Source organism: Actinosynnema sp. NPDC050436 (assembly GCF_040655415.1).
In the GTDB taxonomy this organism is placed as follows: Bacteria; Actinomycetota; Actinomycetes; order Mycobacteriales; family Pseudonocardiaceae; genus Actinosynnema.
Map to the genome: position 1 here is coordinate 365,603 of NZ_JBFAJV010000004.1, position 26,831 is coordinate 392,433.

26 protein-coding genes are annotated in these 26,831 nt (G+C 73.5%); 12 read left to right on the top strand and 14 right to left on the bottom strand.

The annotated features are described in order from the left end of the window. Positions 1-11 precede the first annotated feature (11 nt). Positions 12-1,250: an aminotransferase class I/II-fold pyridoxal phosphate-dependent enzyme gene (locus tag AB0I60_RS14085; protein WP_360729324.1), complete on the bottom strand. Its 1,239-nt coding sequence runs from the start codon at positions 1,248-1,250 to the stop codon at positions 12-14. A 78-nt stretch (positions 1,251-1,328) separates the two neighbouring features. Between AB0I60_RS14085 and AB0I60_RS14090 the strand changes: the two genes are divergently transcribed. Next, positions 1,329-1,790 carry an Lrp/AsnC family transcriptional regulator gene (locus AB0I60_RS14090; RefSeq protein ID WP_360729327.1) on the top strand — a complete coding sequence of 154 codons (462 nt, stop codon included), beginning with the start codon at positions 1,329-1,331 and terminating at the stop codon, positions 1,788-1,790. 36 nt (positions 1,791-1,826) lie between these two features. Next, positions 1,827-3,674 carry an acyl-CoA dehydrogenase gene (locus AB0I60_RS14095; RefSeq protein WP_360729329.1) on the top strand — a complete coding sequence of 616 codons (1,848 nt, stop codon included), beginning with the start codon at positions 1,827-1,829 and terminating at the stop codon, positions 3,672-3,674. 18 nt (positions 3,675-3,692) lie between these two features. Here the strand turns inward: AB0I60_RS14095 and AB0I60_RS14100 are convergent, their stop codons facing one another. Together AB0I60_RS14100 and AB0I60_RS14105 are read right to left on the bottom strand one after the other, a co-directional pair. Beyond that, the gene (locus AB0I60_RS14100; RefSeq protein ID WP_360729331.1) at positions 3,693-4,001 is read right to left on the bottom strand and encodes an AzlD domain-containing protein; all 309 of its coding nucleotides are present in this window, start codon (positions 3,999-4,001) and stop codon (positions 3,693-3,695) included. Beyond that, positions 3,998-4,678, bottom strand: a complete 681-nt coding sequence (locus tag AB0I60_RS14105; RefSeq protein WP_360729333.1) for an AzlC family ABC transporter permease — start codon at positions 4,676-4,678, stop codon at positions 3,998-4,000. Before AB0I60_RS14105 ends, AB0I60_RS14100 begins: the two co-directional genes overlap by 4 nt. Before the next feature lie 56 nt (positions 4,679-4,734). On the opposite strand from AB0I60_RS14105, the gene AB0I60_RS14110 reads away from it, so the two are divergent. Beyond that, positions 4,735-5,292 (top strand): XRE family transcriptional regulator, encoded by a 558-nt coding sequence (locus tag AB0I60_RS14110; protein WP_360729336.1) that lies wholly within the window; start codon positions 4,735-4,737, stop codon positions 5,290-5,292. Between the two features lie 60 nt (positions 5,293-5,352). Here the strand turns inward: AB0I60_RS14110 and pdxS are convergent, their stop codons facing one another. Beyond that, entirely contained in the window at positions 5,353-6,267 is a 915-nt protein-coding gene (pdxS, locus tag AB0I60_RS14115) for a pyridoxal 5'-phosphate synthase lyase subunit PdxS (protein ID WP_360729338.1), read from the bottom strand. A 189-nt stretch (positions 6,268-6,456) separates the two neighbouring features. Continuing rightward, positions 6,457-7,293 (bottom strand): PaaX family transcriptional regulator C-terminal domain-containing protein, encoded by an 837-nt coding sequence (locus tag AB0I60_RS14120; protein WP_360729340.1) that lies wholly within the window; start codon positions 7,291-7,293, stop codon positions 6,457-6,459. 51 nt (positions 7,294-7,344) lie between these two features. Here AB0I60_RS14120 and AB0I60_RS14125 point away from each other — a divergent pair, with 51 nt between their 5' ends. Together AB0I60_RS14125 and AB0I60_RS14130 are read left to right on the top strand one after the other, a co-directional pair. After that, a complete protein-coding gene (locus AB0I60_RS14125; RefSeq protein WP_360729343.1) occupies positions 7,345-8,319 on the top strand; it encodes a CocE/NonD family hydrolase in 975 nt (324 codons plus the stop codon). Between the two features lie 166 nt (positions 8,320-8,485). Further along, complete coding sequence (locus AB0I60_RS14130) at positions 8,486-10,543, top strand: elongation factor G-like protein EF-G2 (RefSeq protein WP_360729345.1); 2,058 nt, start codon at positions 8,486-8,488, stop codon at positions 10,541-10,543. Positions 10,544-10,599: 56 nt separating this feature from the next. Here AB0I60_RS14130 and AB0I60_RS14135 read toward each other — a convergent pair whose 3' ends face one another. Continuing rightward, positions 10,600-12,090: a CoA-acylating methylmalonate-semialdehyde dehydrogenase gene (locus tag AB0I60_RS14135; RefSeq protein WP_360729348.1), complete on the bottom strand. Its 1,491-nt coding sequence runs from the start codon at positions 12,088-12,090 to the stop codon at positions 10,600-10,602. Then, positions 12,087-13,388, bottom strand: a complete 1,302-nt coding sequence (locus tag AB0I60_RS14140; RefSeq protein WP_360729351.1) for an aspartate aminotransferase family protein — start codon at positions 13,386-13,388, stop codon at positions 12,087-12,089. The genes AB0I60_RS14135 and AB0I60_RS14140 overlap by 4 nt, the downstream gene beginning before the upstream one ends. A 107-nt stretch (positions 13,389-13,495) precedes the next feature. Between AB0I60_RS14140 and AB0I60_RS14145 the strand changes: the two genes are divergently transcribed. Further along, positions 13,496-15,109: a PucR family transcriptional regulator ligand-binding domain-containing protein gene (locus tag AB0I60_RS14145; RefSeq protein WP_360729353.1), complete on the top strand. Its 1,614-nt coding sequence runs from the start codon at positions 13,496-13,498 to the stop codon at positions 15,107-15,109. Positions 15,110-15,157: 48 nt separating this feature from the next. Here AB0I60_RS14145 and AB0I60_RS14150 read toward each other — a convergent pair whose 3' ends face one another. The 3 genes from AB0I60_RS14150 to AB0I60_RS14160 form a co-directional block, all read right to left on the bottom strand. Then, the gene (locus AB0I60_RS14150; RefSeq protein ID WP_360729355.1) at positions 15,158-15,664 is read right to left on the bottom strand and encodes a hypothetical protein; all 507 of its coding nucleotides are present in this window, start codon (positions 15,662-15,664) and stop codon (positions 15,158-15,160) included. A gap of 206 nt (positions 15,665-15,870) precedes the next feature. Next, positions 15,871-17,307, bottom strand: a complete 1,437-nt coding sequence (locus tag AB0I60_RS14155) for a S1 family peptidase (RefSeq protein WP_360729357.1) — start codon at positions 17,305-17,307, stop codon at positions 15,871-15,873. 115 nt (positions 17,308-17,422) lie between these two features. Then, the gene (locus AB0I60_RS14160) at positions 17,423-18,409 is read right to left on the bottom strand and encodes a LysR family transcriptional regulator (RefSeq protein ID WP_360729360.1); all 987 of its coding nucleotides are present in this window, start codon (positions 18,407-18,409) and stop codon (positions 17,423-17,425) included. Positions 18,410-18,652: 243 nt separating this feature from the next. Here AB0I60_RS14160 and AB0I60_RS14165 point away from each other — a divergent pair, with 243 nt between their 5' ends. The 6 genes from AB0I60_RS14165 to AB0I60_RS14190 all read left to right on the top strand — a co-directional run bounded on the left by AB0I60_RS14165 (position 18,653) and on the right by AB0I60_RS14190 (position 23,160). After that, positions 18,653-18,835, top strand: coding sequence for a hypothetical protein (locus AB0I60_RS14165; protein WP_360729362.1), 183 nt, complete (start codon positions 18,653-18,655; stop codon positions 18,833-18,835). Further along, complete coding sequence (locus AB0I60_RS14170) at positions 18,832-19,674, top strand: nitrilase-related carbon-nitrogen hydrolase (protein ID WP_360729365.1); 843 nt, start codon at positions 18,832-18,834, stop codon at positions 19,672-19,674. The genes AB0I60_RS14165 and AB0I60_RS14170 overlap by 4 nt, the downstream gene beginning before the upstream one ends. Beyond that, positions 19,671-21,056: a dihydropyrimidinase gene (hydA, locus tag AB0I60_RS14175; protein ID WP_360729367.1), complete on the top strand. Its 1,386-nt coding sequence runs from the start codon at positions 19,671-19,673 to the stop codon at positions 21,054-21,056. The genes AB0I60_RS14170 and hydA overlap by 4 nt, the downstream gene beginning before the upstream one ends. A gap of 11 nt (positions 21,057-21,067) precedes the next feature. Beyond that, positions 21,068-22,060 carry a TIGR03842 family LLM class F420-dependent oxidoreductase gene (locus AB0I60_RS14180; protein ID WP_360729370.1) on the top strand — a complete coding sequence of 331 codons (993 nt, stop codon included), beginning with the start codon at positions 21,068-21,070 and terminating at the stop codon, positions 22,058-22,060. Between the two features lie 62 nt (positions 22,061-22,122). Continuing rightward, positions 22,123-22,632, top strand: coding sequence for a DUF4240 domain-containing protein (locus AB0I60_RS14185; RefSeq protein WP_360729373.1), 510 nt, complete (start codon positions 22,123-22,125; stop codon positions 22,630-22,632). A 153-nt stretch (positions 22,633-22,785) separates the two neighbouring features. Further along, positions 22,786-23,160 carry a PH domain-containing protein gene (locus AB0I60_RS14190; RefSeq protein WP_360729375.1) on the top strand — a complete coding sequence of 125 codons (375 nt, stop codon included), beginning with the start codon at positions 22,786-22,788 and terminating at the stop codon, positions 23,158-23,160. Between the two features lie 28 nt (positions 23,161-23,188). Here the strand turns inward: AB0I60_RS14190 and AB0I60_RS14195 are convergent, their stop codons facing one another. The 4 genes from AB0I60_RS14195 to pgsA are packed head-to-tail and all read right to left on the bottom strand — an operon-like array spanning position 23,189 to position 26,803. Further along, on the bottom strand, positions 23,189-24,154 hold the full coding sequence (locus tag AB0I60_RS14195; protein ID WP_360729378.1) for an NUDIX domain-containing protein: 966 nt from the start codon (positions 24,152-24,154) through the stop codon (positions 23,189-23,191). Continuing rightward, positions 24,151-25,269, bottom strand: coding sequence for a glycosyltransferase family 4 protein (locus tag AB0I60_RS14200; RefSeq protein WP_360729381.1), 1,119 nt, complete (start codon positions 25,267-25,269; stop codon positions 24,151-24,153). The genes AB0I60_RS14195 and AB0I60_RS14200 overlap by 4 nt, the downstream gene beginning before the upstream one ends. Further along, entirely contained in the window at positions 25,266-26,198 is a 933-nt protein-coding gene (locus tag AB0I60_RS14205) for a phosphatidylinositol mannoside acyltransferase (protein WP_360729383.1), read from the bottom strand. Before AB0I60_RS14205 ends, AB0I60_RS14200 begins: the two co-directional genes overlap by 4 nt. Continuing rightward, positions 26,195-26,803, bottom strand: coding sequence for a phosphatidylinositol phosphate synthase (gene pgsA / locus AB0I60_RS14210; protein WP_360729386.1), 609 nt, complete (start codon positions 26,801-26,803; stop codon positions 26,195-26,197). Before pgsA ends, AB0I60_RS14205 begins: the two co-directional genes overlap by 4 nt. Positions 26,804-26,831 lie beyond the last annotated feature (28 nt).

Below are 26,831 nucleotides of genomic sequence, written 5' to 3' on the forward strand. Positions count from 1 at the left end.
GTGGCCGAACGCTAGTGGCTCCCGGCCAGGGTGTGGAATTGGCTTGAGGAAGATTTGATGTAATCAGCGTCACAGGCCCCGGAGGGTTGGGGCGGTGGGTTATTCGAGAGGGCTCCGTACAGGTCGTCCCAAATGTCTTCCACGTCCTCCAGGCCGGCGCTGAGGCGGAGCAGGTCGTCGGGCACGCCGGACGCCCGGCGGTCCGCCGCCGGGACCAGGCGGTGGGTCAGGGCGGCCGGGTGCTCGACCAGGGTGTCGACCGAGCCGAGGCTGACGGCGGGGGTGACCAGGCGCAGCCGGCGCACGACGGCGGTCGGGTCCTCGGCGGTGGCGAAGGCCAGCATCGCCCCGGGGCCCCGGAGCTGGGTGCCCAGCAGCGGGTCGCGGGTGAGGCCGGGGTAGTGCACCCGGGTCACGGCGGGGTGCTCCGCGAGGCGCCGCGCCAGTTCCGCCGCGGTCCGCTGGGCCGCCTCGACGCGCAGCGGGAGGGTGGCCAGGCCCCGGTGCAGCAGGTAGCCGCCCAGGGGGTGCAGGACCGCGCCGGTGACGATCCGGACCTGGCGCAGCGCCCCGGCGTGCTCGTCGGCGCAGGCGACCACGCCGCCGAGCACGTCCCCGTGGCCTCCCAGGTACTTGGTGCCGGAGTGCAGGACGTAGGTCGCGCCGTGCAGCGCCGGGTTCTGCAGGACCGGCGTGGCGAAGGTGTTGTCCACCAGGACCGGCACGTCGCCGGCGCGGGTGGTGGCGTCGGTGATGTCGACCAGGTCGAGGGTGGGGTTGGCCGGGGTCTCCAGGACGACCAGGCCCGTGTCGGGGGTGATCGCCTCGGCGATCCGGTCGGCCGGGACGTAGGTGGTGCGGACGCCGAGGAGGCCGGACGAGAGCAGGTGGTCCGTGCCGCCGTAGAGGGGCCTCACGGCCACGACGTGCGGTTTGCCGGCCAGGACGCACGCGGCCTGGACGACGGCGGTGACGGCGGCCATCCCGCTGCCGAAGGCGACTGCGGCTTCGGTGCGCTCCAGCGCGGCCAGGGCGGTCTCGAACCTGGCCACGGTGGGGTTGTGCAGGCGCGAGTAGACCGGGGACGCGGCGCGGGCGGCCCCCTCGGCGAGGGCTTGCAGCGCTTCGCCGCCCTCGGCCTGGTCGGGCACTGGGTAGGTGGTCGACAGGTCGATCGGGGGCGCGTGCACGCCCAGGTCCGCGAGGTCGTCCCGACCACCGTGCACTGCCGTCGTCCGCAAACGGGTCATGGCGGGAGCGTGGACTTCTCCCCGGTCCAGCGGTGAAGATTCCGCAGGTTGTTCGGCGGGAAGGGGAGGTGGGGCGCGATGGATTCGGTCGACGCCGCGATCGTGCGGGAGTTGCAGAAGGACGCGCGGCTGCCCAACAAGGAGCTCGCCGACCGGGTGAACGTGGCGGCGTCGACCTGCGTGGTGCGGCACCGGGCGCTGCGGGAGCGCGGGGTGATCACCGGGTACCACGCGGAGGTGGACCTGACGGCGCTGGGGCGGCCGGTCCAGGCGGTGATCGCGGTGCGGGTCCGGCCGCACACGCGGGTCGTCGTGGGTCCGTTCATGGAGTACGTGCTGTCGCTGCCGGAGGTGCTGGCCGTGTCGCACGTGGCGGGTCCGGAGGACTTCCTGGTGCACGTCGCGGTCGCGGACACCGCGCACCTGCAACGGCTGGTGCTCGACCGGTTCACGACGCGGCGCGAGGTGAGCGAGCTGCACACCAACCTGTTGTTCCAGCACGTCCGCAAGCACACCGTGCCGCCGACCACAGCCGGGTGAGCGGCGGTGCGGTGCGCGGTGTGTTAGCAATGCGCCATGGCTGACGCACTCCGTGACCTGCTCGACGGCCGCTGGGCGGAGCTCCGCCGCGCGTCCCTGGACCTGCTCGGCAAGCTGGAGCCGGCGGGCGAGCTGGAGCGCGAGCCGTACCGGGCGTGGGTGCTGGAGCAGCTCCGGGTGCTGGCCGCCGGCGGGCACCCGCTGATCGGCTTCCCGGAGGAGCACGGCGGGCGCGACGACGTCGGCGGCTCGGTGGTGGCGTTCGAGGTGCTGGGGTACGGCGACCTGTCGCTGATGGTGAAGGCCGGCGTGCAATGGGGGCTGTTCGGGGGCGCGGTGCAGGCGCTGGGCACCCGGGAGCACCACGAGCTGCTGCCGGCGATCATGAGCCTGGAGCTGCCCGGGTGCTTCGCCATGACCGAGTCCGGGCACGGCTCGGACGTGCAGAACCTGCGGACCACGGCCGTCTACGACGCGGAGACCGAGGAGTTCGTCGTGCACACGCCGGACGCGGCGGCGCGCAAGGACTACATCGGCAACGCCGCGCGCGACGGGCGGGTGGCGGTGGTGTTCGCGCAGTTGGTCACCGGGGACACCTCGCACGGCGTGCACGCGCTGCTGGTGCCGATCCGGGACGCGTCGGGCGCCCCGGTGCCGGGTGTGCGGATCGAGGACTGCGGGCCCAAGGCCGGGCTGAACGGCGTGGACAACGGGCGGCTGTGGTTCGACCGGGTGCGGGTGCCGAGGTCGGCGCTGCTGGACCGGTACGGGTCGGTGTCGGCCGCCGGCGAGTACTCCAGCCCGGTCGAGGGCACCGGGCGGCGGTTCTTCACCATGCTCGGCACCCTGGTGCGCGGGCGGATCAGCGTGGCGGGCGGCGCGGGCAGCGCGACGAAGAAGGCGCTGGCCATCGCGGTCCGGTACGGCCTGAGCCGGCGGCAGTTCACCCGGCCGGACACCGGGGAGGAGGTCGTGGTGCTGGACTACCTGGCCCACCAGCGGCGGTTGCTGCCCGCGCTGGCGACCTCCTACGCGCTGCACTTCGCGCAGGAGGAGATGGTCTCGGCGCTGCACGACGTGGCCGACGACCGGGCACAGCGCGAGCTGGAGTCGCGGGCGGCCGGGCTCAAGGCGGTCGGGACCTGGCACGCGACGGCGACCATCCAGGCGTGCCGGGAGGCGTGCGGCGGGGCCGGGTACCTGGCGGAGAACCTGCTGGCCGGGCTCAAGGCCGACACGGACGTGTTCACCACGTTCGAGGGCGACAACACCGTGCTGCTCCAGCTCGTGGCGAAGGGCCTGTTGACCAGCTACCGCGACCACGTCGGCGACCTGGACCCGTGGGGCATGGCGCGGTTCGCCGCCGACCAGTTCGTCGGCGTGGTGATCGAGCGGACGGCGGCGCGGGCGATCATCGACCGGCTGGTCAGCGGCAGCTCCGACGCGCTGCTGGACCGGGGCTGGCAGGTGCGGCAGTTCGAGGACCGCGAGCGGCACGTGCTGGAGGGCCTGGCGCGGCGGCTGCGGCGGGCCGGCTCCGACAACCCGTTCGACGTGTTCAACGCCGCCCAGGACCACGTGCTGCACGCCGCGCGGGCGCACGTGGACCGGGTGGTGCTGGAGGCGTTCGTGGCGGCGGTCGCCCGGTGCGACGACCCGGAGGTGGCGGCGTTGCTGGACCGGGTGTGCGACCTGTACGCGCTGAGCACGATCGAGGCGGACCGGGCGTGGTTCCTGGAGCACGGCAGGCTCACGGCGGCGCGCTCGAAGGCGGTGACGCAGGCGGTGAACGAGCTGTGCGCGGCCCTGCGCCCCGACGCGCGGCGGCTGGTGGACGCGTTCGGCGTGCCGGAGAACTGGCTCGGGGCACCGATCCTGGCGTGAGCGCGGCGGGCGGCTGCGCTACCGGACGCCGGCGTACCGGAGGGTCGCGGTCGTGGCGGCGGCGAGCAGGACGACGACCACGAACGGCGCCTTGCGCCACGCGGCCAGGCCGCCGACCAGGACGCCCGCGGGCAGCGACCAGCCGGCGAACTCCTGGCCCCTGGTCAGCGACGACGTCGCCACCAGGGCGACCAGCAGCACGGTGGCCGACCGGGAGAGCAGGTCGCGGGTGCGGTCGGGGATGGTGACCCGGTCCCGCAGCAGCGGCCCGGCCAGGCGGAACGCGAAGGTGCCCGCCGCGAGCACCAGGACGGCGGCGAGGGTCACGCCGCGACCCCCTTCCGGGTGAAGGTGGCGGCCAGGCCGCCGAGGGCGAGCAGCACCGGCACGCCGGCGGGCAGGAACGGGGTGGTGGCCAGGGCCACCGCCGACCCGAGCAGGGCGGCGTGCCGGGTGCGCCGGTCGCGCAGGGCGGGCAGGGTGAGCGCCAGCAGGGCCGCCGGGAACGCCGCGTCCAGGCCGAACGCGCCGGGGTCGCCGATCGCCCCGCCGACCAGCGCGCCCACCACCACGGCGGCGTTCCAGGCACCGAACAGCGCCACGCCGCACGACCAGTACGCGGCGCGGGCGCGGGCCGGGTCGCGCTGGGCGAGCGCGAGCGCCACGGTCTCGTCGACCATCAGGTGGCTGCCGACGACCCGGGCGAGCAGCCCCCGGCCGAGGACGTCGCCGACCGCCAGGCCGAACGGCAGGTGCCGGGCGTTGAGCACCAGGCCGGCGAGCACGGCGGCGGCCGGGCTGCCGCCGCCGGCCACGACGCCGACCGCCATGAACTGCGAGCCGCCCGCGAAGACCAGCAGCGACATGACCACCGGCAGCCACCACGGCAGCCCGCCGGCGACCGCGATCGCGCCGAACGAGGCACCGTTGACCGCCGCGCCGGCGGCTATCGCGGCGACGTCGCGCAGCAGGCCGCTGTCGGGGGTTCGCCATATCGAACGCATGGTCTTCTACGATGAACAGGAGGGAGCTGTTCGTCAAGACGAACGATTGGACTGTCATGCCGAACACAGGTGCGCCGCTGGACGTCATCGCCGCGTCGCTGCGGCGGGAGCGGGAGCGCGTCGGGCTGTCGCTGAGCGAGCTGGCGAAGCGGGCCGGCGTCGCCAAGTCGACGCTGTCGCAGCTCGAAGGCGGCAGCGGCAACCCGAGCGTGGAGACCCTGTGGGCGCTGGGCGTGGCGCTGGGCGTGCCGTTCAGCCGGCTGGTCGACCCGCCGGTGGCGCGGGTGCGGGTGATCCGGGCCGGCGAGGGGCCCTCGATCTACTCGGAGCGCTCGCACTACACCGCGACGCTGCTGGCCTCGTGCCCGCCGGGGGTGCGGCGGGACATCTACCTGCTCGACGTCGAGCCCGGCGCGGCCCGCGAGTCGGAGCCGCACATGCCCGGCACGGTGGAGCACCTGGTCGTCAGCCGGGGCCGGGTGCTCGCCGGGCCGCAGAGCGACCCGGTGGAGCTGGGCGAGGGCGACTACCTGCTCTACCCCGGCGACCAGCCGCACACCTGCGCGGCGCTGGAGCCGGGCACGTCCGTGGTCATGGTGATGGAGCACGTGTAGCGCCCCGGACAGCGCGGCGGCCCCGGGGATCGCTCCCCGGGGCCGCCGTCGAGCAGGTGCCTACCAGCCGCGCTCCGCGAGGCGGTGCGGCTGCGGGATCTCGTCCACGTTGATGCCGACCATCGCCTCGCCCAGGCCGCGCGACACCTTGGCCAGCACGTCCGGGTCGTCGTAGAAGGTCGTGGCCTTGACGATCGCCTCGGCGCGCTGCGCCGGGTTGCCCGACTTGAAGATGCCCGAGCCCACGAACACGCCCTCGGCGCCGAGCTGCATCATCATCGCCGCGTCGGCCGGGGTGGCGATGCCGCCGGCGGTGAACAGCACGACGGGCAGCTTGCCGGCCTCGGCGACCTCGCGGACCAGCTCGTAGGGGGCCTGGAGCTCCTTGGCCGCCACGAACAGCTCGTCGGCCGGGAGGTTCTGCAGGCGCCGCAGCTCCGCGCGGATCTTGCGCATGTGGGTGGTCGCGTTGGACACGTCGCCGGTGCCCGCCTCGCCCTTCGAGCGGATCATCGCGGCGCCCTCGGTGATCCGGCGCAGGGCCTCGCCGAGGTTGGTCGCACCGCACACGAACGGCACGGTGAACTGCCACTTGTCGATGTGGTTGGCGTAGTCCGCCGGGGTCAGCACCTCGGACTCGTCGACGTAGTCCACACCCAGCGACTGGAGGACCTGGGCCTCGACGAAGTGCCCGATCCGGGCCTTGGCCATCACCGGGATGGACACGGCGGAGATGATGCCGTCGATCATGTCCGGGTCGCTCATCCGGGACACGCCGCCCTGCGCGCGGATGTCGGCGGGCACGCGCTCCAGCGCCATGACGGCGACCGCGCCGGCGTCCTCGGCGATCTTGGCCTGCTCGGCGTTGACCACGTCCATGATCACGCCGCCCTTGAGCATCTCCGCCATGCCGCGCTTGACGCGGGCGGTACCGGTGACGGGGGTACCGGAGTCGGATGAAGTGGTCACGGCCAACCTTTCGAATAGGTGAACGACGTTCTCATCGTACGTCGCACGTGGACCGCCACCGCAGGCCAATCCGGCACGTTCTCAGCAGGCCACTCGACGCTCAGCCGCTGGTAGTGGCCTACGCCACCCTCGGCATCGCGGGACCGGGCGGAACACCGCGCACACCCGTTCGGCGGCTTGCCCGAGCCACGGCGCTCACGGCACGACGGTCTCGCCGTACACCGTGAACAACGCGGGCAACCGGTCCGACCGGGCGGCCAGCTCGGCCCAGCAGCTCGCCACCAGCGCGCGGGCGTGCGCGCCGACCCACGGTTGCGGCAGCAGCGCCGGCGGCAGCAGCGGGTCGGGTTCCACGGCGCGGGTGAACTCGGCGGCCACCTCCACGGCGATGCGCAGCAGGTCGACCCGGGACGCGCCTTCCCGCAACCGGCGCAGCCGGACCCGCGCCACCTCGGCCAGCCGCTCGTGGCGGGCGGCGATCTCGTCCAGCGGCCACAGCCGGGCGGCCAGCCGCGCCGCCGACACCTCCGCCCCGACCCGGAGGTCGGCGCTGCTCAGGAAGGTCACGGCGGGCAGCACCCCGAGCTGCGCCGCCTCGCCCTCGACCAGGTCCTCCCACTCGTGCGGCGAGACGTACAGGCCGCCGTGCAGGGCCGCGCCGCCCAACCGCACGATCGCGTCCCGCAGCGCGTCGCGGGCGTGCCGCTGGGACTCCGGCACGGCGAAGGCGACGAGGTGCCACTTGCCGTCCCAGGTGACCTGGCCGGCGTCCTGCCGGTACATGAACTCGAGGAACTCGACGTCGGGTTCGACCGCGCGCAGGGCGTGCGGCGTCATCCGCAGCACGGCCCGCCGCCCGCGCCCCTCGACGGTGAACTTCCCCTCCCCCACCAGCCGCTTCACGCACAGCCGCACCTGCTGGTCGCTCATGCCCAGCTCGGCGGCGACCTCGTACAGCTCCCCCGCGTCGACCGTGCCGTCCAGGCCCACGAGGGCTTCGACGATGGTCCGGGTGGGCACCTCGACGTCCATGTGCTCAAATCTACTACGATCGTAGGAGAAACGATAGTTAGGGGGTTCGTCATGAAGCGGTGGGTGGTGCGCACGGTCGTGGCGCTGGTGGCGCTGACGCTGGTCACCGGCGGGTGGGTCGTCCACCAGAACACCTACGACCTGCGCGAAGAACGCGTGGAGATCGGCGACTTGCGCGGTGTGCTGGCCCTGCCGGAAACCGGCGAGCGGCACGGCCTGGTGGTGTTCGTGCACGGCGACGGGCCGGTCGACGCGACCCACGAGACGTTCTACCGGCCGATGTGGGAGGCGTTCGCCCGCGCCGGGTACGCCTCGCTGTCGTGGGACAAGCCCGGGGTGGACGGCGCACCCGGCAACTGGCTGCACCAGACCATGGCGGACCGCTCCCGCGAGGTGCTCGACGCCATCGCGTGGGCGAAGGGCCGGCCGGACGTCGACCCGGGCAGGATCGGCTTGTGGGGGGCCAGCCAGGCGGGGTGGGTCATGCCCCGGGTCGCCCGGCAGCCGGACGTGGCGTTCATGATCGCGGTGTCGCCGGCGGTGAACTGGCACCGGCAGGGCCGGTTCAACCTGCTCGCCGAACTGGCCGCGCGCGGGGCGCCCGCCGAGGAGGTCGCCGCCGAGGTCGCCCGGAGCGACACCAGGTTGGAGCACCTGCGGCGCGGGTCGGGCTTCGAGGAGTACCGGGCGGCCACCGGCGACACCGACCTCACGGCCGACCGGTGGCGGTTCATCGCGGCCAACCACGAGTCCGACGCGACCGACGACCTGGCCCGGGTCGACGTGCCGACCCTGCTGGTGCTCGGCGGGCACGACCGGAACGTGGACGTCGCCGACACCGAGTCCGGCTACCGGCGACTGGTGCGGGACCTGGAGGTGCGGACCCACCCCGACGCCACGCACGGGATGACCCCCGCCGGCCGTGGCGACATCGCCACCACCGCCGTGGCGATCGCCGCGCCCCGCTCGGTGTACGCGCCCGGCTACCTCGACGACCTCCGCCGGTTCGTGGAGGGAGTGCGGTGATCCGGGCGCAGGCGGTGCGGGCGCGACGGTGGACCTCCGGTCACCGTGACGCTGCGTGCAGCACTTCCGGGTTCCTCCTGCCGGGTTGGAGGTGCCCCGGCGGGCTTGTCCCATCGCCTCGACGGGTGTGAGATCGAACACTAAACACTTGTGGAGGGTGGTCCTCATGGGAACCAGAAGCTCCGACAACGGCCATTCGGCAGGCGCGGTCGCTGTGGACGACCCGGCCAAGGTCCGCAACGTCGTGCTGGTCGGCCCGTCCGGCTCCGGCAAGACGACGCTCACCGAGGCCCTGCTCGCCACGACCGGCGTGCTGACCCGCGCGGGCTCGGTCACCGAAGGCACCACCGTCTGCGACCACGACCCGGCCGCCGTGCGCCAGCAGCGGTCGGTCGGGTTGGCCGTCGCACCGGTGCGCCACGGCGACGTGAAGATCAACTTCATCGACACGCCCGGCTACGCGGACTTCGTCGGCGAGCTGCGCGCGGGCCTGCGCGCGGCCGACGCGGCGCTGTTCGTGGTCAGCGCCGCCGAGGGGGTGGACGCCACCACCGTCGCCCTGTGGCAGGAGTGCGCGGCGGTCGGGATGCCCCGGGCCGTGGTGATCTCCCGCGCCGACCACCACCGCGCCGACGTGGCCGGCGGGATCGCCGCGTGCCAGGAGGCGTTCGGCGCGGGCGTCGTGCCGCTCTACCTGCCCGACGACGACGGCCTGGTCAACCTGCTGACCACCGAGGACCCGGGGTACGAGGACGAGCGCAACGCGCTGATCGAGGGCGTCATCGCGGAGAGCGAGGACGAGACCCTGATGGACCGCTACCTGGCCGGCGAGCACGTCGACCAGGCCACGCTCGTCGCGGACCTGGAGACCGCCGTCGCGCGCGGCGCGTTCCACCCCGTGCTGCCGGTGTGCTCGACCACCGGGCTGGGCCTGCCGGAGCTGCTCGACGGGATCGCCCGGGCGTTCCCGTCGCCGCTGGAGCACCGGCTGCCCGACGTGACCGGCGTGGACGGGATACCCCACCCCCGGCTGGCCGCCGACCCGGACGGGCCGCTGGTCGCGGAGGTGGTGCGGACCGCCGTCGACTCCTACGTGGGGCGGGTGTCGCTGGTGCGGGTGTTCTCCGGGACGCTGCGCCCCGAACGCCCGGTGCACGTCTCCGGGCACGGCATGGCCGACCGGGGCCACGAGGACCACGACGTCGACGAACGGGTCGCGCACGTCTACTCGCCGCTGGGCGCCACCCTGCGCGAGGTGCCGTACTGCGTGGCCGGCGACCTGTGCGCGCTGACCAAGCTCGGCTCCGCCGAGACCGGCGACACGGTGTCCGCGCCGGACCGGCCGCTGCTGGTCGCCCCGTGGGAGATGCCGGAACCGCTGCTGCCGGTCGCGGTCGTGCCGCGCAGCCGCAGCGACGAGGACAACCTCGCCCGCAACCTCGGCAAGCTGGTCGCCGGCGACCCGACGCTGCGGCTGGAGCGCAACGCCGAGACCCACCAGCTCGTGCTGTGGTGCATGGGCGAGGCGCACGCCGACGTGGTGCTGGCCCGGCTGCGCGCGGGCGGCGCGGAGGTCGACACCGAGCCGGTCCGGGTGGCGCTGCGCGAGACGTTCGCCGCGCAGTCCAAGGGCCACGGCCGGCACGTGAAGCAGTCCGGCGGGCACGGCCAGTACGCGGTGTGCGACGTCGTGGTGGAGCCGCTGCCGCGCGGGTCCGGGTTCGAGTTCGTGGACCGGATCGTCGGCGGCGCGGTGCCCCACCAGTTCATCCCGAGCGTGGAGAAGGGCGTCCGGGCGCAGTTGGAGCGCGGCCTGCACGGCGGCCACCCGGTGGTGGACGTGCGGGTGACCCTGGTCGACGGCAAGGCGCACTCGGTCGACTCGTCGGACGCGGCGTTCCAGACGGCCGGGTCGCTGGCGCTCAAGGACGCCGCCGCCAACGGCAGGACCTGCCTGCTGGAGCCGGTGGACGAGGTCGTCGTCCGGCTGCCCGACGACCACCTGGGCACGGTGCTGGGCGACCTGTCCGGCCGGCGCGGCCGGGTGCTCGGCACCGAGGCCGACTCCCCGGGCTACACCGTGGTCCGCGCCGAGGTGCCGGCGACGGAACTGCTCAGGTACGCCGTCGAGCTGCGCTCGCTGACCTCCGGCACCGGCACCTACACCCGCCGCTTCAGCCGCTACGACCCGCTGCCCCAGGCGCTGGCCGCGCGCTCGTCCTGAGCGGTCGCCGACGAGCCGGGCCCGCGCCCTCCGCCACGCGGACCCGGCACCCGGGGTCAGGTGTTCTGCGGGAAGCCGAGGTTGACGCCGCCGTGCGACGGGTCGAGCCAACGGCCCGTGACGACCTTGGTGCGGGTGAAGAAGTGCACGCCCTCCGGCCCGTACGCGTGCGAGTCGCCGAACAGCGAGTCCTTCCAGCCGCCGAACGAGTAGTACGCGACCGGCACCGGGATCGGCACGTTCACACCGACCATCCCGACCTCCACCTCGTTCTGGTACCGCCGCGCCGCGCCGCCGTCGTTGGTGAAGATCGCGGTGCCGTTGCCGTACGGGTTGGCGTTGACCACCTCCACCGCGTCGTCGTAGGACGCGACCCGCAGCACGGACAGCACCGGCCCGAAGATCTCGTCCCGGTACACCGACATGTCCGCGCCGACGTGGTCGAACAGGGTCGGGCCGAGCCAGAACCCGCCGTCCTCGCCGTCCACGGGGTGCCCGCGCCCGTCGACCACGAGCGACGCGCCCTCGGCGACGCCGGCGTCGACGTAGGACGCCACCTTGTCCCGGTGCGCGCCGGTCACCAGCGGGCCCATCTCGCAGCCCGGCCGCCGGCCGTCGCCGACGTGCAGCCCGGAGATCCGCTCGGCGATCTTGGCGACCAGCTCGTCGCCGACCGGGTCGACCGCCACCACGACCGAGATGGCCATGCAGCGCTCACCGGCCGACCCGAAGCCCGCCGACACCGCCGCGTCGGCGGCCAGGTCCAGGTCCGCGTCGGGCAGCACGACCATGTGGTTCTTCGCCCCGCCCAGCGCCTGCACCCGCTTGCCGTGCCGGGTCCCGGTCTCGTAGACGTACCGGGCGATCGGCGTCGAGCCGACGAACGACACCGCCTTGACGTCCGGGTGCTCCAGGACGCGGTCGACAGCCTCCTTGTCGCCGTGCACCACGTTCAGCACGCCGTCGGGCAGCCCCGCCTCGGCGAACAGCTCGGCGATGAACACCGCCGCCGACGGGTCCTTCTCCGACGGCTTGAGCACGACCGCGTTGCCACAGGCGATCGCGTTGGGCACGAACCACAGCGGCACCATCGCCGGGAAGTTGAACGGCGAGATCACGCCGACCACGCCCAGCGGCTGGTGCATCGAGTACACGTCGACCCGCGTGGACGCGTTCTCGCTGAACCCGCCCTTGAGCAGGTGCGGGATGCCGCACGCGAACTCGACCGACTCCAGCGCGCGCTGGACCTCGCCCGCCGCGTCGGAGAGCACCTTGCCGTGCTCGGCCGTCACGATCGCGGCCAGCTCGGACTTTCGGGCGTTGAGCAGCTCCCGGAACGCGAACATGACGGCGGCCCGGCGGGTGAGCGAGGCGTCGCGCCAGTCGGCGAACGCGGCCTTGGCCGCCGCCACCGCCTCGTCCACGGTGGCGGCCGAGGCGAAGTCGACGCGCGCGGCGACCCTGCCGGTGGCCGGGTCGAACACCTCGCCGCTGCGGGGCGCCTCGCCGTCCCACGACTTGCCGCCGATCCGGTGGGTGATCCTCACAGCACGGCCCCCAGGATCTCCAGCGCTTCCGCGACCTCGTCGGCGGTCACCGTCATCGGCGGCGCGAGCCGGATGACGTTGCCGTACAGACCGCCCTTGCCGACCAGCAGCCCGCGTTCCCGGGTGCCCTCCAGCACGGCGGCGGCGGCCTTCGGGTCGGGTTCGCCGGCCGGGCCGACCAGCTCGATGCCGACCATGAGCCCCTTGCCGCGCACGTCGCCGACGGCGGGCCGGTCCTCGGCGATGGCGCGCAGGCCGTTGCCCAGCAGGTCGCCCATCTTCGCCGCGTTGGCCTGGAGGTCGTGGTCCAGCAGGTAGTCCAGCGTGGCCAGCGCGCCGGCCGTGGACACCGGGTTGCCGCCGAACGTGGAGATCGAGTTGGCGGTGATGCAGTCCATCAGGTCGCCCCGGGCCACCACGCCGCCGATCGCCAGCCCGTTGCCCAGCCCCTTGGCGAAGGTCATCGCGTCCGGCGTGACGCCGTGCGCCTGGATGCCCCAGAAGTGCTCGCCGGTGCGCCCCCACCCGGTCTGCACCTCGTCGGAGACGAACAGGATGCCGTACTCGTCGAGCACCTCCTTGAACGCCCCGAACAGCCCGTCCGGCGGGGTGGCGAACCCGCCGACGCCCTGGATCGGCTCGGCCAGCAGGCACGCCACGTCGCCGGCGGTGGTCGTCTCGATGACCTCGCGCAGGTCGGCGACGCAGGCTTTGACGTAGTCGGCGTCGGACAGGTCCTTGAACGGGCTGCGGTAGCGGTACCCGCCGTGCACCCAGCTCACCTTGAGCGGGCTCAGCGAGGACGCCGACCAGCCCCGGTTGCCGGTCACGGCCATGCTTGCGAAGGAGCGGCCGTGGTAGGAGTTGCGCAGGGCCAGCACCTGGTCGCTGCGCCGGAACCGGGTGGCGAGCATCAGGGCGGTCTCGTTGGCCTCGGTGCCGGAGTTGGTGAAGAACACCTTGGCGTCGGGGATGCCGGACAGCTCTGCGACCTTCTCCGCCAGCTCCACCTGGGCGCGGATCAGGTACAGCGTCGAGCTGTGCAGGACCCCGGTGTCGAGCTGGCGCCGGACCGCGTCGCTGATCTCGGCCACGTCGTAGCCGATGGCGTTGGTCAGGATGCCGGCGAAGAAGTCGAGGTAGGTGGTGCCCTCGCGGTCGGTGACCCGGCGGCCCCGCGCGCTCGCCAGCTCGATGGGCTGCTCGTAGTACAGCGCCAGCCAGTCGGGCATCACCGCGCGGTGCCGGGCCAGCAGGTCGGCGTGGCCGCCTCGGTGCCCACCTTCTTCGGGTGCCATCCAGTCCTCCTCAGGGGCGTCGGTGCACCAGAAGTCTCGTCGGGACACCGCAGCGCCGCCATGCACAACATGTACCGCTTTTCGGCGGATCGCATTACGTTGTGTCCATGTACCCCACGGTTGCGGAAGCCCTCGCCCTGCCGGTCATCCGCCGGGGCGAGCCCCGGGTGGTCGCGGGCGCGGCCGGGGTGCAGCGCCGGGTGCGCTGGGTGCACGCCGCCGAGATCGCCGACATCGCGCACCTGCTGCGCGGCGGCGAACTCGTGCTCACGACGGGGATCGCGCTGCCCGAGGACCCGCCGGGGCTGGCCCGCTACGTCGCCGACCTGGCGGCCGTGGGCGCGGCGGGGCTCGTGGTGGAACTGGTGCGGCGGTGGGACGACGAGGTGCCGGGCGCGCTCGTGGCCGCCGCCGAGCAGCACGGGCTGCCGCTGGTGACGCTGGCCAGGGAGACCCGGTTCGTGTCGGTGACCGAGGCAGTCGTCGCGCTGATCGTGGACGCCCAGCTCGCCGAGCTGCGCGCCGCCGAACAGGTGCACGAGGCGTTCACCGCGCTGACCGTGGCGGGCGCGGAGCCGGCCGAGGTGCTGCGCGAGGTCGCGCGGACGTCCGGCCTGCCCGTCGTGCTGGAGACCCTCGGCCACGAGGTGCTGGCCTACGACGCGGCGGGCCAGGACCCGACCGCCCTGCTCACCGAGTGGGGCACGCGGTCGCGGGCGGTGGCGCCGCCCGAGCGGACCGCCTACCACGAGGGGTCGGGGTGGCTGGTCACGGTGGTCGGCGCGCGCGGGGCCGACTGGGGAAGGCTGGTGGTCGTGTCACCGGAACCGCCGCCGCACCGGCACGTCGTGGTCGCCGAGCGCGCGGCGTCCGCGCTGGCCGTGCACCGGCTCGTGGCGCGGGACCGGGAGTCGCTGGAGCGGCAGACCCACCGCACGCTGCTCACCCAGCTGCTCGCCCGGCCGCCGCAGGACCTGCCCGCGCGGGCGGCGGCGCTGGGCGTGCCGCTGGACCGGCGGCAGCTCGTCGGCGTGGCGATCCGGCCGGGCGCGGCCACCGCTCCCGCGCAGGCGCTGGCCACCCAGGAGGTGCTGCGGGACCTGGCCGAGGCGACCGCGCTGGCCACCCGCCGGGTGACCGTGCCCGCGCTGGTCGGGGTGGTGGACGACACCAGCGTGCGGGCGCTGCTGTCGCTGCCGCCGGCGGCCGGGCTGGACGGCGTGCTGCGCCGGCTCGCCCGCGAGGTGCACCGGACCGCCGCCGCCACGCAGCACGCGCTGCCGGTGGTGATCGCGGTCGGCACCACCGTGTCGTCGGTGGTGGACGTGCGGCGCAGCCTCGGCGAGGCCGCGCACATCGCGGGCGCGGCGCTGCGGTCGCCGGGCAACCGGCTCTACCACCGGCTGGACGACGTCCGGCTGCGCGGCCTGCTGCACCTGTTGCGCGACGACGAGCGGGTGCGGGCATTCGCGGACCGCGAACTCGGCGCGTTGATCAACCGCGACACGAGCCAGGGCAGCCGGTTGGTGGAACTGCTGCGCTGCTACTGCGAGAACGGCGGGAACAAATCGGCGGCTGCGGCGGCGGCGCATTTGTCCCGGACCGCGTACTACCAACAGCTCTCCCGGATCGAACAGGTCCTCGGGGTGTCGCTGGAAGATCCCGAATCGGTCCTGTCGCTCTACGTGGCGCTGCTGGTGGAGGAGATGGGCGAGCCGTGAGCCCGCCGGCACCGCCCCCGGGGGACCGGGGCGGTGCCGGCGGCGCGCTCAGCCCAGGCCCGGCAGGTTCACCGGCCCGGACCCGCCCGGCAGACCGGGCACCGAGGGCTTGGTGACGGTCGGCGACTCGACGGCCGGCGCACCCGGCAGCTTCGCCAGCGCCGGCGCGGTCACCTCGCGGGCCTGCGGCGCACCGCCCGGCGCACCCGCCCCGAGCGGCACGAGCGGGAGCTGCGGCAGGCCGGGGAGCTGCCCCACCGACGGCAGGGCCTTGGTCGGCAGGGCCGACGGCTGGTCGGCGGACGGCAGCTGCGGCGCGGACGCCACCGGGGACTGCCGGTCCAGCACGGGCAGCTTGAGCGCCTGACCGGTGGCCAGCTCCGTCACGGGCTTGACCAGGTGGGCGTCGACCCGCTGGGCCGCCTCGCCCGCCTTGCCCTCCACGGTGTCCAGCGGGGCCTCGGCCGCCGAGGCGGTGCCGGCCAGCAGCGGGGCCGCGCCGGCGGCGAGCAGGGCGGCGGCGCGCAGAAGGCCGCGGGTGCGGTGTGCAGACACGATGTTCCCATCCTGATTGGGGACCGAACGTTTGACCACTCCCCCATCGGCACCCTGATCCGTGTTCCAAACCCTCTCGATCGGGTGACTGACGCTGAGTGCCGACCGTCACCCGTTCAGGTCCCTCGATCGAGTCCACAGTGGACGCGGGCCCGCGCCGGGAAGACTCGGCACGGGCCCGCGACGGGTTCCACCACCCTCTGCGATCAGGGGTTGGTGACCCCCAGCGTGTAGCTGCCGGAACCGCTGTACGCGTGCACCTGGAACCGGTAGTAGCCGGCGGTGCCGTTGTAGGACACGGTCTCGCTCGCCGACGGGCTGTCGCCCTTGGCCACGACGACCCACGCGCTGCCGTTCCACTTCTGCAGGTACAGGTCGAAGTCGGCACCGGTCGGGCCGACCAGGCACCCGACGTGCGCACCGGACACCGTGGACTGGTAGTAGCTGTTGTTCGGCTGGTACACCCGGCCACCCGAGGCCAGGGAACCGGAGTAGCGGGCCTCGGCCGAGGCGCAGCCGGTGGGCGGGTTCGGGGTGCCGCCACCGCCGCCGGTGATCAGGGTCAGGCCGTAGGTCTGGAGGATCTCGTTGACCGGCTGGAAGTACGTCGTGCCGCCGGACGAGCAGTTGCCCGAGCCGCCGGACGTGACGCCCTGCGCCTGGGTCCCCGCGACCAGCGAGCCGCCCGAGTCACCGGGTTCCGCGCAGACCGTGGTCTGGATCAGGCCGGTGACCGTGCCCTGCGGGTAGCTCACCGACGAGTTGCGGGCCTGGATGGTCCCGCAGTGCCACCCGGTCGTCGACCCCGACCGGCACACCGTCGCGCCGACCGCCGCGTCCTGCGACCCCGCGACCGACACCGTGCCACCCGAGTAGTTGTTCACCAGGCCGCGCGGGGTGTTGCCGGCCGCGACCTGGACCCACGCGTAGTCGTTGCCCGGGAAGGACGAGCCCCGGAACGACCCGCTCGGGTTGGACGTCGACGCGCCCGTGGTGCCGCAGTGCCCGGCGGTGATGAAGCCGCCGTTGACCGAGAAGCCGACCGAGCAGCGGGAGCCGCTGCCGATGTTGTACGCGTTGCCGCCGATGACGTCGATCAGCGGGCGCGGCGCTTCGGTCGTGGTCACGTACCGCACCGCGCTCGCGTCGACGCCGCTGGCGGCGACGAACGCGCGGGCGGCGGACAGCTTGCCCGGCTGCGACTTGACCACGACGGTGTTCGTGGGCAGGTCGACGTACCAGCCGGGGACGGACCCGGGTGCCCGGGTGACGTTGCGGTCCAAGGTGGACTTGGCCGAGTCGAGGTCGTGCTCGCTGCGCTGCACGAGCCTGCCCCGGCCGCGACCGACCTGGTCGAGGTCGGCCTGCGTGGTGACGCCGACGGTCAACGCGCCGGAGGCGTCGATCCACGCGCCGCCGAACCGGGTGTCCAGCCGCTTGCGCAGCTCGCGGGCCGTGTCGCTGGACGTCCGGTCGGCCGACAGCCGCTCCTTCGCCTGGGCCGGGGCCAGGCCCAGGTCGCGTTGGATGGCGGCGAGGATCTCGGTGGTCTGGTCCGCCGGTGCCGCCTGCGCGGTGGGGGCGAGGGCCCCGGCGGCCACCAGCGCTGCGGCCAGCGCGAGTGGTCTCAACAGTGCTGACATGGGAATTCTCCTCGAAGGAGTGCAGGGATTCCCCGTGAAAAGTAATTTCGACCCGGCCGGTCGCGGTAATACCGGCTGGGTCATACGACCGAGTGATGGTGGGGCGTTCGGGTGATCAGCGGTTCACCGTCTCCCGGGAGTGGTACCGCACGACGCCGAAATCGGGGTGCGAGCGCAGCCACGCCGCATAACGGGGGTTGCGCTCCGCCGTGTCCCGGTAAGCCTCTCCCGCGTACCGCAGCACGTGCGGGCCGAACGCCGCCGCCGGGCTCTCCGGGTCCCAGCCGATCAGGTGCCGCCACCGCAGCGGCGCACCCGCGAGCGGGACGGCGACGACGCCCGGCGCGCGGCGGAACGTGGGCTGGCACAGCGCGACCGCGTCACCGGACGCGGCCAGGTCGATGCAGCTGTTGATGTCGACCTCGTACATCGTGCGCGGGGTGAAGCCGGAACGGCTGCACGCGGCGACGAAGCACTCGCCGAAGCACCCGTCACCGGGCACCACGGCCCACTGCATGTCCTTCAGCTGCCCGAGTTCCACCTCGTCGAGCAGGGTGAACGGGTGGTCGTCGGGGATCAGCACGAAGATCGGGTCGACCGCGATGACGCTCCAGGTGAGCCCGTACTCGGAGGGCGGCGGGGCGTCCCCGCAGACCGCCGCCAGCACGTAGTCCAGCCGGCCCTGGGCGACGGCGGACGCGAGTTCCTCGTTGGACCAGGAGACCTGGGTGCTGACGTGCGCACCGGGGTGCGACTCGGTGATCCGGTGCACGACGCCGCCGAGCATCGGGCCGTTCACCGCGCCGACCCGGTACCGCTCGCTGGGCATGTCGTCGTCCACCAGCCGAAGCGCGTCCTCTTGCAGGCGGGAGAACGCGGGCAGCAGCACGCGGGCGCGTTCCAGCACCAGTTCGCCCAGCGGGGTGGGTCGCGCCCCCTTGTGGTCGCGCTCGAACAGCTTGCCGCCGAGCAGGCCCTCGATCCGGTGCAGCTGCGCGGTGAGCGCGGGCTGCGCCAGGCCCAGCAAGGAAGACGCCTTGGAGAGGCTGCCCGCGTCGGCGATCGCGCACACGACCCGCAGGTGTCTCAGTTCGAGCTTCATCCACACGACGGTAGGTCACTGTTAACACCCAGTCGAGGGCCTGAAGACGTGGAGTGGCGACATCTGCGGGCGAAGGGGGCGCGGCGCGGAGTGGCAGTGGACAGTGTGTGCCCCGATCATGGCAACCGTGGACACACTGACACTGCCCGGCGCAGGTGGGCCGAGCCCAGGATGCCGGGAGGGAAGTGGCGCGCAAGCGCCCGAACCCGTGGGAGTTTCACGAGCGTAGCAGGGGAGCGACCGATGGCCCTCGACCTCGCTGCCCGGGTCACACCGGCGCTCGACGTCCCCGCGCAGCCCGGTGGTCGTCCCGCGATCGCCGACCTCGCGGACCCCTGCGAAGCCGCCGACAACGATGTCGTCGATCGCCCGGTCGTCGGCCCGCTCGTCCACCCCGCCCCGGTGCCACGGAGGGAGAACGCGTGAGCAACATCGTCCGAGCAGGGCTGGTCCAGCAGAGGTGGACCGGCGACAAGGACTCGATGACCGCCAACGCGGTGGCGGCGGTCCGCACCGCCGCGTCGCAGGGCGCGCAGGTCGTGTGCCTCCAGGAGCTGTTCTACGGCCCGTACTTCTGCCAGGTCCAGGACACCGACTACTACTCCTACACCGAGGGCGTGCCGGACGGCCCGACCACGGAGCTGATGTGCGAGGTGGCCGCGCGGCACGGCGTGGTGCTGGTCGTCCCGCTCTACGAGCAGGAGCAGCCCGGCGTCTACTTCAACACCGCCGCGGTGATCGACGCCGACGGCACGTACCTGGGCAAGCACCGCAAGAACCACATCCCGCAGGTGAAGGGCTTCTGGGAGAAGTTCTACTTCCGGCCCGGCAACCTCGGCTACCCGGTGTTCGACACGGCGGTCGGCAGGATCGGCGTGTACATCTGCTACGAGCGCCACTTCCCGGAGGGCTGGCGGGCGCTGGGCCTGGGCGGGGCGCGGATCGTGTTCAACCCGTCGGCCACCTCGCGCGGCCTGTCGGAGTACCTGTGGCGGCTGGAGCAGCCCGCCGCCGCCGTGGCCAACGAGTACTACGTCGGCACGATCAACCGGGTCGGCGTGGAGCCGTTGGGCGACAACGAGTTCTACGGCCAGTCCTACTTCGTGGACCCACGCGGGCAACTGGTCGGCGAGGCGGCCTCGGACACGGAGGAGGAGGTGGTGGTGCGCGACCTGGACATGGACCGGCTGGCCGAGGTGCGCGACCTGTGGGCGTTCTACCGGGACCGCCGCCCCGACACCTACGACTCGCTGGTGACGCCGTGACCACCCTGCTGAAGGGCGGCCTCGTGGTGAACGCGACCGGGGCCGTGCCCGCCGACGTGCTGGTGGACGGCGAGGAGGTCGCCGCGCTGCTCGTGCCGGGGTTCCCGGTGACCGCCGACGAGACGATCGACGCCACCGGCAAGTACGTGGTGCCCGGCGGCATCGACGCCCACACGCACCTGGAGATGCCGTTCGGCGGCACCTCCTCCAGCGACACGTTCGCCACCGGCACCACGGCAGCGGCGTGGGGCGGCACCACGACGATCATCGACTTCGCCGTCCAGGCCAAGGGCACGTCCCTGGCGGCGACCTTGGACGAGTGGCACGCCAAGGCCGACGGCAACTGCGCGGTGGACTACGGCTTCCACATGATCGTCTCCGACGTGCACGACACGTCGCTCAAGGAGATGGAGTCGTGCGTCGCGGCGGGCGTGAACACGTTCAAGATGTTCATGGCCTACCCCGGCGTCTTCTACGCCACCGACGGCGAGATCCTGCGCGCGATGCAGAAGGCGCGGGAGATCGGCGCGACGGTCATGATGCACGCCGAGAACGGCATCGCCATCGACCAGCTCGTCGCCCAGGCGCTCGCCGAGGGCCGCACCGGCCCGGTCGAGCACGGCCTGACCAGGCCGGCCGAGCTGGAGGGCGAGGCCACGTCCCGGGCGATCACCCTGGCGAAGGTGACCGGTGCGCCGCTCTACGTCGTGCACCTGTCCGCCGCGCAGGCGCTGGACGCGGTGGCGCAGGCCCGCGACACCGGGCAGAACGTGTTCGCCGAGACCTGCCCGCAGTACCTGTACCTGTCGCTGGAGGACCTGGCGAGACCGGGTTTCGAGGGGGCGAAGTACGTGGCCTCTCCCCCGCTGCGGCCCCGGGAGCACCAGTCCGAGCTGTGGCGGGGCCTGCGCACCAACGACCTGTCCGTGGTGTCGACCGACCACTGCCCGTTCTGCTTCAAGGACCAGAAGGTGCTGGGACGCGGCGACTTCTCCAAGATCCCCAACGGCATCCCCGGCGTCGAGCACCGGATGGACCTGCTGCACCAGGGCGTGGTGCGGGGCGAGATCGGCCTGGAGCGCTGGGTGGAGATCACCTCCACCACGCCCGCGCGGATGTTCGGCCTGCACCCGCGCAAGGGCGTGGTCGCGCCCGGCGCGGACGCCGACCTGGTGGTGTACGACCCGACCGCCCGGCAGACGATCTCCGCCGCGACGCACCACATGAACGTGGACTACTCGGCGTACGAGGGCATGGAGGTCGCCGGGCGGGTGGACACCGTGCTGTCGCGCGGCCGGGTCGTGGTGGACGGGTCGGGCTTCCGGGGCGCGGTGGGCCACGGCCGCTTCCTGGCCCGTGACCTCAACCAGTACCTGATCTGAGGGGGGTGGCCGTGGACTTCGGTGTGGTGTTGCAGACCGACCCGCCCGCGCGCGACGTCGTGGCCCGGCTCAAGACCGCCGAGGACCACGGGTTCCGCTACGGCTGGACGTTCGACTCGACGGTGCTGTGGCAGGAGCCGTTCGTCGTCTACTCGCAGGTGCTGGCCGCGACCGAGCGCCTGGTCGTGGGTCCGATGGTGACCAACCCGAGCACCCGGGACTGGTCCGTGCTGGCGTCGCTGTTCGCCACGCTCAACGACATGTTCGGCAACCGCACGGTGTGCGGGATCGGCCGGGGCGACTCGGCGCGGCGGGTGATCGGGCAGCCGCCCGCGACCCTGGCCACGCTCGGCGCGGCGATGCGCGTGGTGAAGGACCTGGCCGAGGGCCGCGAGGTGGTCCACCACGGCACGCCCGTGCGCATCCCGTGGGTGCGCGACGGGAAGCTGGAAGTGTGGATGGCCGCGTACGGCCCGCGCGCGCTGAAGCTGGTCGGCGAGCAGGCGGACGGCTTCATCCTCCAGACCGCCGACCCGGACATCGCGCGCTGGACCACCGGGGCGGTGCGGGACGCGGCAGCCGCCGCCGGCCGCGACCCGGCGGCCATCACGATGTGCGTGGCCGCGCCCGCGTACGTGGGGCGCGACCTGGCGCACCAGCGCGACCAGTTGCGGTGGTTCGGCGGCATGGTCGGCAACCACGTGGCCGACCTGGTGGCCCGGTACGGCGACTCGGGCGCGGTGCCCCGGGCGCTGACCGACTACGTCAAGGACCGGGAGGGCTACGACTACGCCCACCACGGCCGGGCGGGCAACCGGTCCGCCGACTTCGTCCCGGACGCGATCGTGGATCGCTTCTGCCTGCTGGGCCCGGCCGGCGCGCACGTGGAGCGACTGCACGAGCTGCGCGAGCTGGGGGTGTCCAACTTCGCCCTGTACCTGATGCACGACGAGAAGGACGAAACCCTGGCCGCGTACGGGGACGAGGTGCTGCCGAGGATGTGATCACCGCAGGTCGGGAGCGCGGACGGGGTGGATTGTCGGACCACGCCGCTACGCTCCCGGCCGTGACATCCGAAACCGACGAAGCCCGGTTCTGGGCACTGCTGGAAGACGCCTGGGCCGGCGTGGGCCCCGAGGCGAACGGAGCGCGCGCGGCACTGGCCAAGCGCGCGCCGGAGGAGGACGCGTTCGACGCGGCGGCCGAGCTGGAGGAGCACCTGGACGCGGTGCTGACCGCGCTGCGCCGGGCCACCGAGGGCCTGTCCTCGGAGGAGCTGACCGCGCTGGACCGGGTCGTGGAGCGCAAGCTGCACGACATCGACCGGCAGGACGTGCACGAGGTGACCGACGGCTCGGACGACGGCTTCCTGTACGCGCGGGGGTTCATCGTCGCGCTGGGGCGGGAGTTCTACGAGGCGGTGTCGCGGGACCCGCGCGTCGCCGTGCCGGACGCCGAGTGCGAGGCGCTGTGCTACTTCTTCGCGCACCTGCACGCGGACCTCTACGGCGGGTTCCCGGGCACCGGCTCGGGCATCTCCCGTGAGACCGCGACGAACGCGGCGGGCTGGGCGTAACGACGACGGGGGGCGCTCTCGGCCGGGACCACCCGGCCGGGCGCGACCGGACCGGGCTCCTTCCCGGCGGGCGCGGTGGACCCGGACCGGTTCCCGGTGGTGGGGCCGAAGTCCGGCACCGGCAGCGCCCGATCCGGTGCTACCGTCGACAGGGTGATCGACTTCGAGAAAGCCTCCGTGTTCAAGCTCGCGCCGTGCCGGCCGGAGGACATCGCGCCGCAGGTGTCGCCGATCATGATCCAGGGCGAGCAGATCGTGTCCTGCTTCAAGACCGTGCGCGACTTCGTCGTGTTCACCGACAAGCGGGTCATCGCGGTCAACGTGCAGGGCATGACGGGCCGCAAGAAGGACTTCACGTCGCTGCCCTACAGCCGGGTGCAGGCGTTCTCCATCGAGACGGCCGGCACCTTCGACATGGACGCCGAGCTGGACCTGTGGTTCTCCGGCCTGGGCAAGGTCCGCCTGGAGTTCCGGGGCCACGCCGACGTCCGGCTGCTCGGCCAGATCATCGCCACCTTCGTCCTCTAGCACCCCCCGGGCAGCACGCCCGACGGCGTCAGCGCACCGACCGGGTCGTGCCGTCCCAGGTGCCCAGCGCGCCGGGCAGCAGGTCGGCGAGCTGGACGGGGTACACGGTGTCGCCGGTCGTGCGCAGCTCCTCGGTCGACCACCAGCGGTGCCGCCGGATGGTGCGCCGCTCGACCTCGTTGAACCGGGACGTGTCGATGTCGGCCGCGTCCCGGCGGCAGACGAAGAACCACTCCTCGGCCGCGTAGCTCAGCCCGTCGAAGCTGAACACCGCGCGCCGCTTCCACACCGGGCCGACCAGCTCCTGCGGCGCGAGGTCCAGGCCGGTCTCCTCGAACGCCTCCCGCACCGCCGCCGCCCGCAGGTCCTCGGCGTGCTCGACGCCGCCGCCGACGGTGAACCAGAACGGCTCGTCGGGCCGCGCCGGGTCGAAGCCCTCGAACAGCAGCACCCGCCCGGCGGCGTCGACCAGCACGACCCGCGCCGACACCCGCTGGGTCGGCACGTCCTCCAGCGGTTCGGCGATCTCGAAGTACGCCGGCGTCGGCGCCGTGCCCGCCAGGCGCAGCCAGCGCACCAGCCGCCAGCGGCGCAGCGCCAGCGTGTCGCGCACCGCGTCGTTGTGCACCCGCCGCGCCAGCACGACCCGCTGTTCGGCGTCGGACAGCTCGGCCGCCAGCTCGGGGGCCAGCGCGGAGCGGTCCAGGTCCTCCAGCACGCCGCTGAGCTCGTTCTCCGCCGCCTCGCGGTCGGCCCGCGACGCCCGCTCCGCCCGGTCGGCCGCGTCCCGCAGCGCCGGCGCGTCGCACAGCACGGCCACCGCCCGGGTCACCACGGCCCGCCGCGCGAGGGCGGCCTCCAGCGCGGCCCACGCGGCGTCGGTGCGCACGTGCAGGCGGTCCAGCCGGTTCGCGGTGCCCAGCGACACCGGGGCCACCACCAGCAGCAGCCCGAGCAGCACCAGGAACGTCAACGCCATGCCCGCGCTGGTCACGCCTCCCCCACCCGCCGGGGGTCGGCGGCCATCGCGCTCTCGTACACCCGCAGCACCTGCCCGGCCACCACCGACCAGTCGTAGGTCATCACCCGCTGCCGCGCGGCGTCGACGTACTCCGCGCGCCGGCGGGGGTCGCCCAGCAGGTCGCGCAGCGCGCGGGCCAGCGCCGCCGGGTCGCCGACCGGGGTCAGCACGCCGGCCTTCCCGTCGTCCAGCACGCGCCGGAACGCGTCGAGGTCGCTCGCCACCACCGAGGTGCCCGCCGACATCGCCTCGGTGAGGATGATGCCGAAGCTCTCGCCGCCGGTGTTGGGCGCGCAGTAGACGTCCGCGCTGCGCAGCGCGCGGGCCTTGGTCTCGTCGTCGACCATGCCCAGGAAGTCCATCCTGGACGCGAGCGCGGGCCCCGCCGCCTTGCGCAGCTCGTCCTCGTCGCCCCGGCCGACGATCAGCAGCCGGACGTCGCCCGGCAGCTCGCGGAACGCCTCCAGCAGCACGGGCATCCCCTTGCGCGGCTCGGTGAACCGGCCGACGAACCCGATCGTGCCCGCCGGCCGGGGGTAGCCCTCCAGCGGGTCGGCGTCGGCGAAGAACCCGACGTCCACGCCGTTGGGGATCTCCACCGCGTCACCGCCGAGGTGCTCCACCTGCACCCGCCGGGCCAGCGCGGACACCGCGATCCGGGCGGTGATCTTCTCCAGGAACGGCTGGAGCACGACCTGGAAGGCGGACAGGATCTTGGAGCGCGGCGTGGAGGTGTGGAAGGTGGCGACGATCGGGCCGTCGGCGACCATCAGCGCCAGCATGGACAGCGACGGGGCGGTCGGCTCGTGCAGGTGCAGCACGTCGAAGTCGTGCTCGGCGATCCACCGCCGCACCCTGGCGAACGACACCGGCCCGAACGACAGCCGGGCCACCGACCCGTTGTAGGGGATGCCCACCGCGCGACCGGCGGGCGTGACGAACTCCGGCACGGGCGTGTCGTCGTCGGCCGGCCCGAGCACCTCCACCTCGTGCCCGAGCGAGCGCAGCGCGCGCGCCAAGTCGACCACGTGCGCCTGCACCCCCCCGGGCACCTCGAAGGAGTACGGGCAGACGATGCCGACCCTCACCCGGCGTCCCCCCTGCGGGCCAGCACCCGGCGCAGCGCCCGCTGCCTGCTCTCCGGCAGGTCCGCGAGCCACAGCTTCTGCATCATGTGCCAGTCGGCCGGGTGCGCCGCGATGTCGGCGGCGAACACGTCGGCCAGCTGCTGGGTCGCCGGGGCGACGCCGGTCAGGCCGGCGACCCGGATCGGCGGGTGCAGGCGGATCGTGCAGCCGTCCTCGGTGAACCACAGGCCGGCCGGCAGCAGCGCCGCGCCGGTCGTGGCGGCCAGGTGCGCGGGCCCGGCGGGCATCATGGTCTGCTCGCCGAAGAACGTGACCGGCACGCCGCCGGCGGTCAGGTCGCGGTCGGCGAGCAGGCAGACGACCCCGTTGGCGCGCAACCGCTCGGCCAGCACCACCGCCGGGTTGCGCTCGCCGCCGGTCAGCGGCAGCACCTCGAAGCCCAGGCTCTCCCGGAACCCGATGAAGCGGCGGTAGAGCGACTCGGGCTTGAGCCGCTCGGCGACGGTGGTGAACCGCCCCGAGTGGCCGACCAGCCACACGCCCGCCATGTCCCAGTTGCCGCAGTGCGGCAGGGCCAGGACCGCGCCGTTGCCGGCCGCGAGCGCGGCGTCCAGGTTCTCCACGCCGGAGATCGTGCGGTCGACCTCCTCGTAGGTGGCCCGCAGGTCCATCGACGGCAGCCGGAACGCCTCCCGCCAGTACCGCGCGTAGGACCGGACCGACAGCCGCACCAGCTCGTCCAGCTCCGCCTCGCCGGCGCGCGGCACCACGCGGCGCAGGTTGGCCCGCAACTGGCGCACGCCCTCGCCGGCGCGGCCCGACGCCCGGTCGGCGGCCCGGTCGAACAGCGCGACCGCCCACTTCTCCGGCAGCAGCCGCACCAGCCGCCACCCGGCGGCGAAGCCCAGGTCCGCCAGCTCGTCCTTCACGACGTCGACCCCCCGGCAGCCCGGCGCACGGCCAGCAGCCGCTGCGCCACGGTGATCACGACCAGTGCGGCGAGCAGGTACAGCGCCACCGGCAGCACGTAGGGCACGCCCAGGCCGTGCAGCCCGACGCCGACCAGCGCGACGACGAACCGGTCCGCCCGCTCGGCCACGCCCACGTCCGCCGACAGCCCGGACGCCTCCGCGCGCGCCTTCACGTACGAGGTGACCTGCGCGCCGACCAGCGACACCAGGGTGGCCGCCGCGAGGCCCGGTTCGCCCGCGCCGAAGCACCACCAGGCGATGGCGGCGAACAGCGCGCCGTCGGCGATCCGGTCGCAGCTGGCGTCCAGCACCGCGCCGTACGCGGTGCCGCCGCCCTGCGCGCGGGCCATCGCGCCGTCGACCAGGTCGAACAGCAGGAACGCGGTGACCACGGCGGCCCCGGCGAACAACTGCCCGCGCGGGATGAACCACAGCGACGCCGCGACGGAGCAGACGGTGCCCAGCACCGTGACGGTGTTCGGGGTGAGGCCGCGTCGCAGCAGCCACGCCCCGATCGGATCGGTGACGCGCGAGACCGACGCGCGGGCGAAGATGTTCAGCATGGGGCGGCGACTGCACCTACCGGCGGGG

What these genes read in the sequence shown, in the direction of transcription:
- AB0I60_RS14085 (WP_360729324.1), bottom strand. Translation starts at nt 1,250, where the DNA reads ATGACCCGTTTGCGGACGACGGCAGTGCACGGTGGTCGGGACGACCTC.
- AB0I60_RS14110 (WP_360729336.1), top strand. Translation starts at nt 4,735, where the DNA reads ATGCCGAACACAGGTGCGCCGCTGGACGTCATCGCCGCGTCGCTGCGG.
- AB0I60_RS14125 (WP_360729343.1), top strand. Translation starts at nt 7,345, where the DNA reads ATGAAGCGGTGGGTGGTGCGCACGGTCGTGGCGCTGGTGGCGCTGACG.
- AB0I60_RS14155 (WP_360729357.1), bottom strand. Translation starts at nt 17,307, where the DNA reads ATGTCAGCACTGTTGAGACCACTCGCGCTGGCCGCAGCGCTGGTGGCC.
- AB0I60_RS14120 (WP_360729340.1), bottom strand. Translation starts at nt 7,293, where the DNA reads ATGGACGTCGAGGTGCCCACCCGGACCATCGTCGAAGCCCTCGTGGGC.
- AB0I60_RS14165 (WP_360729362.1), top strand. Translation starts at nt 18,653, where the DNA reads ATGGCCCTCGACCTCGCTGCCCGGGTCACACCGGCGCTCGACGTCCCC.
- AB0I60_RS14105 (WP_360729333.1), bottom strand. Translation starts at nt 4,678, where the DNA reads ATGCGTTCGATATGGCGAACCCCCGACAGCGGCCTGCTGCGCGACGTC.
- pgsA (WP_360729386.1), bottom strand. Translation starts at nt 26,803, where the DNA reads ATGCTGAACATCTTCGCCCGCGCGTCGGTCTCGCGCGTCACCGATCCG.
- AB0I60_RS14095 (WP_360729329.1), top strand. Translation starts at nt 1,827, where the DNA reads ATGGCTGACGCACTCCGTGACCTGCTCGACGGCCGCTGGGCGGAGCTC.
- AB0I60_RS14090 (WP_360729327.1), top strand. Translation starts at nt 1,329, where the DNA reads ATGGATTCGGTCGACGCCGCGATCGTGCGGGAGTTGCAGAAGGACGCG.
- AB0I60_RS14140 (WP_360729351.1), bottom strand. Translation starts at nt 13,388, where the DNA reads ATGGCACCCGAAGAAGGTGGGCACCGAGGCGGCCACGCCGACCTGCTG.
- AB0I60_RS14130 (WP_360729345.1), top strand. Translation starts at nt 8,486, where the DNA reads ATGGGAACCAGAAGCTCCGACAACGGCCATTCGGCAGGCGCGGTCGCT.
- AB0I60_RS14145 (WP_360729353.1), top strand. Translation starts at nt 13,496, where the DNA reads ATGTACCCCACGGTTGCGGAAGCCCTCGCCCTGCCGGTCATCCGCCGG.
- AB0I60_RS14160 (WP_360729360.1), bottom strand. Translation starts at nt 18,409, where the DNA reads ATGAAGCTCGAACTGAGACACCTGCGGGTCGTGTGCGCGATCGCCGAC.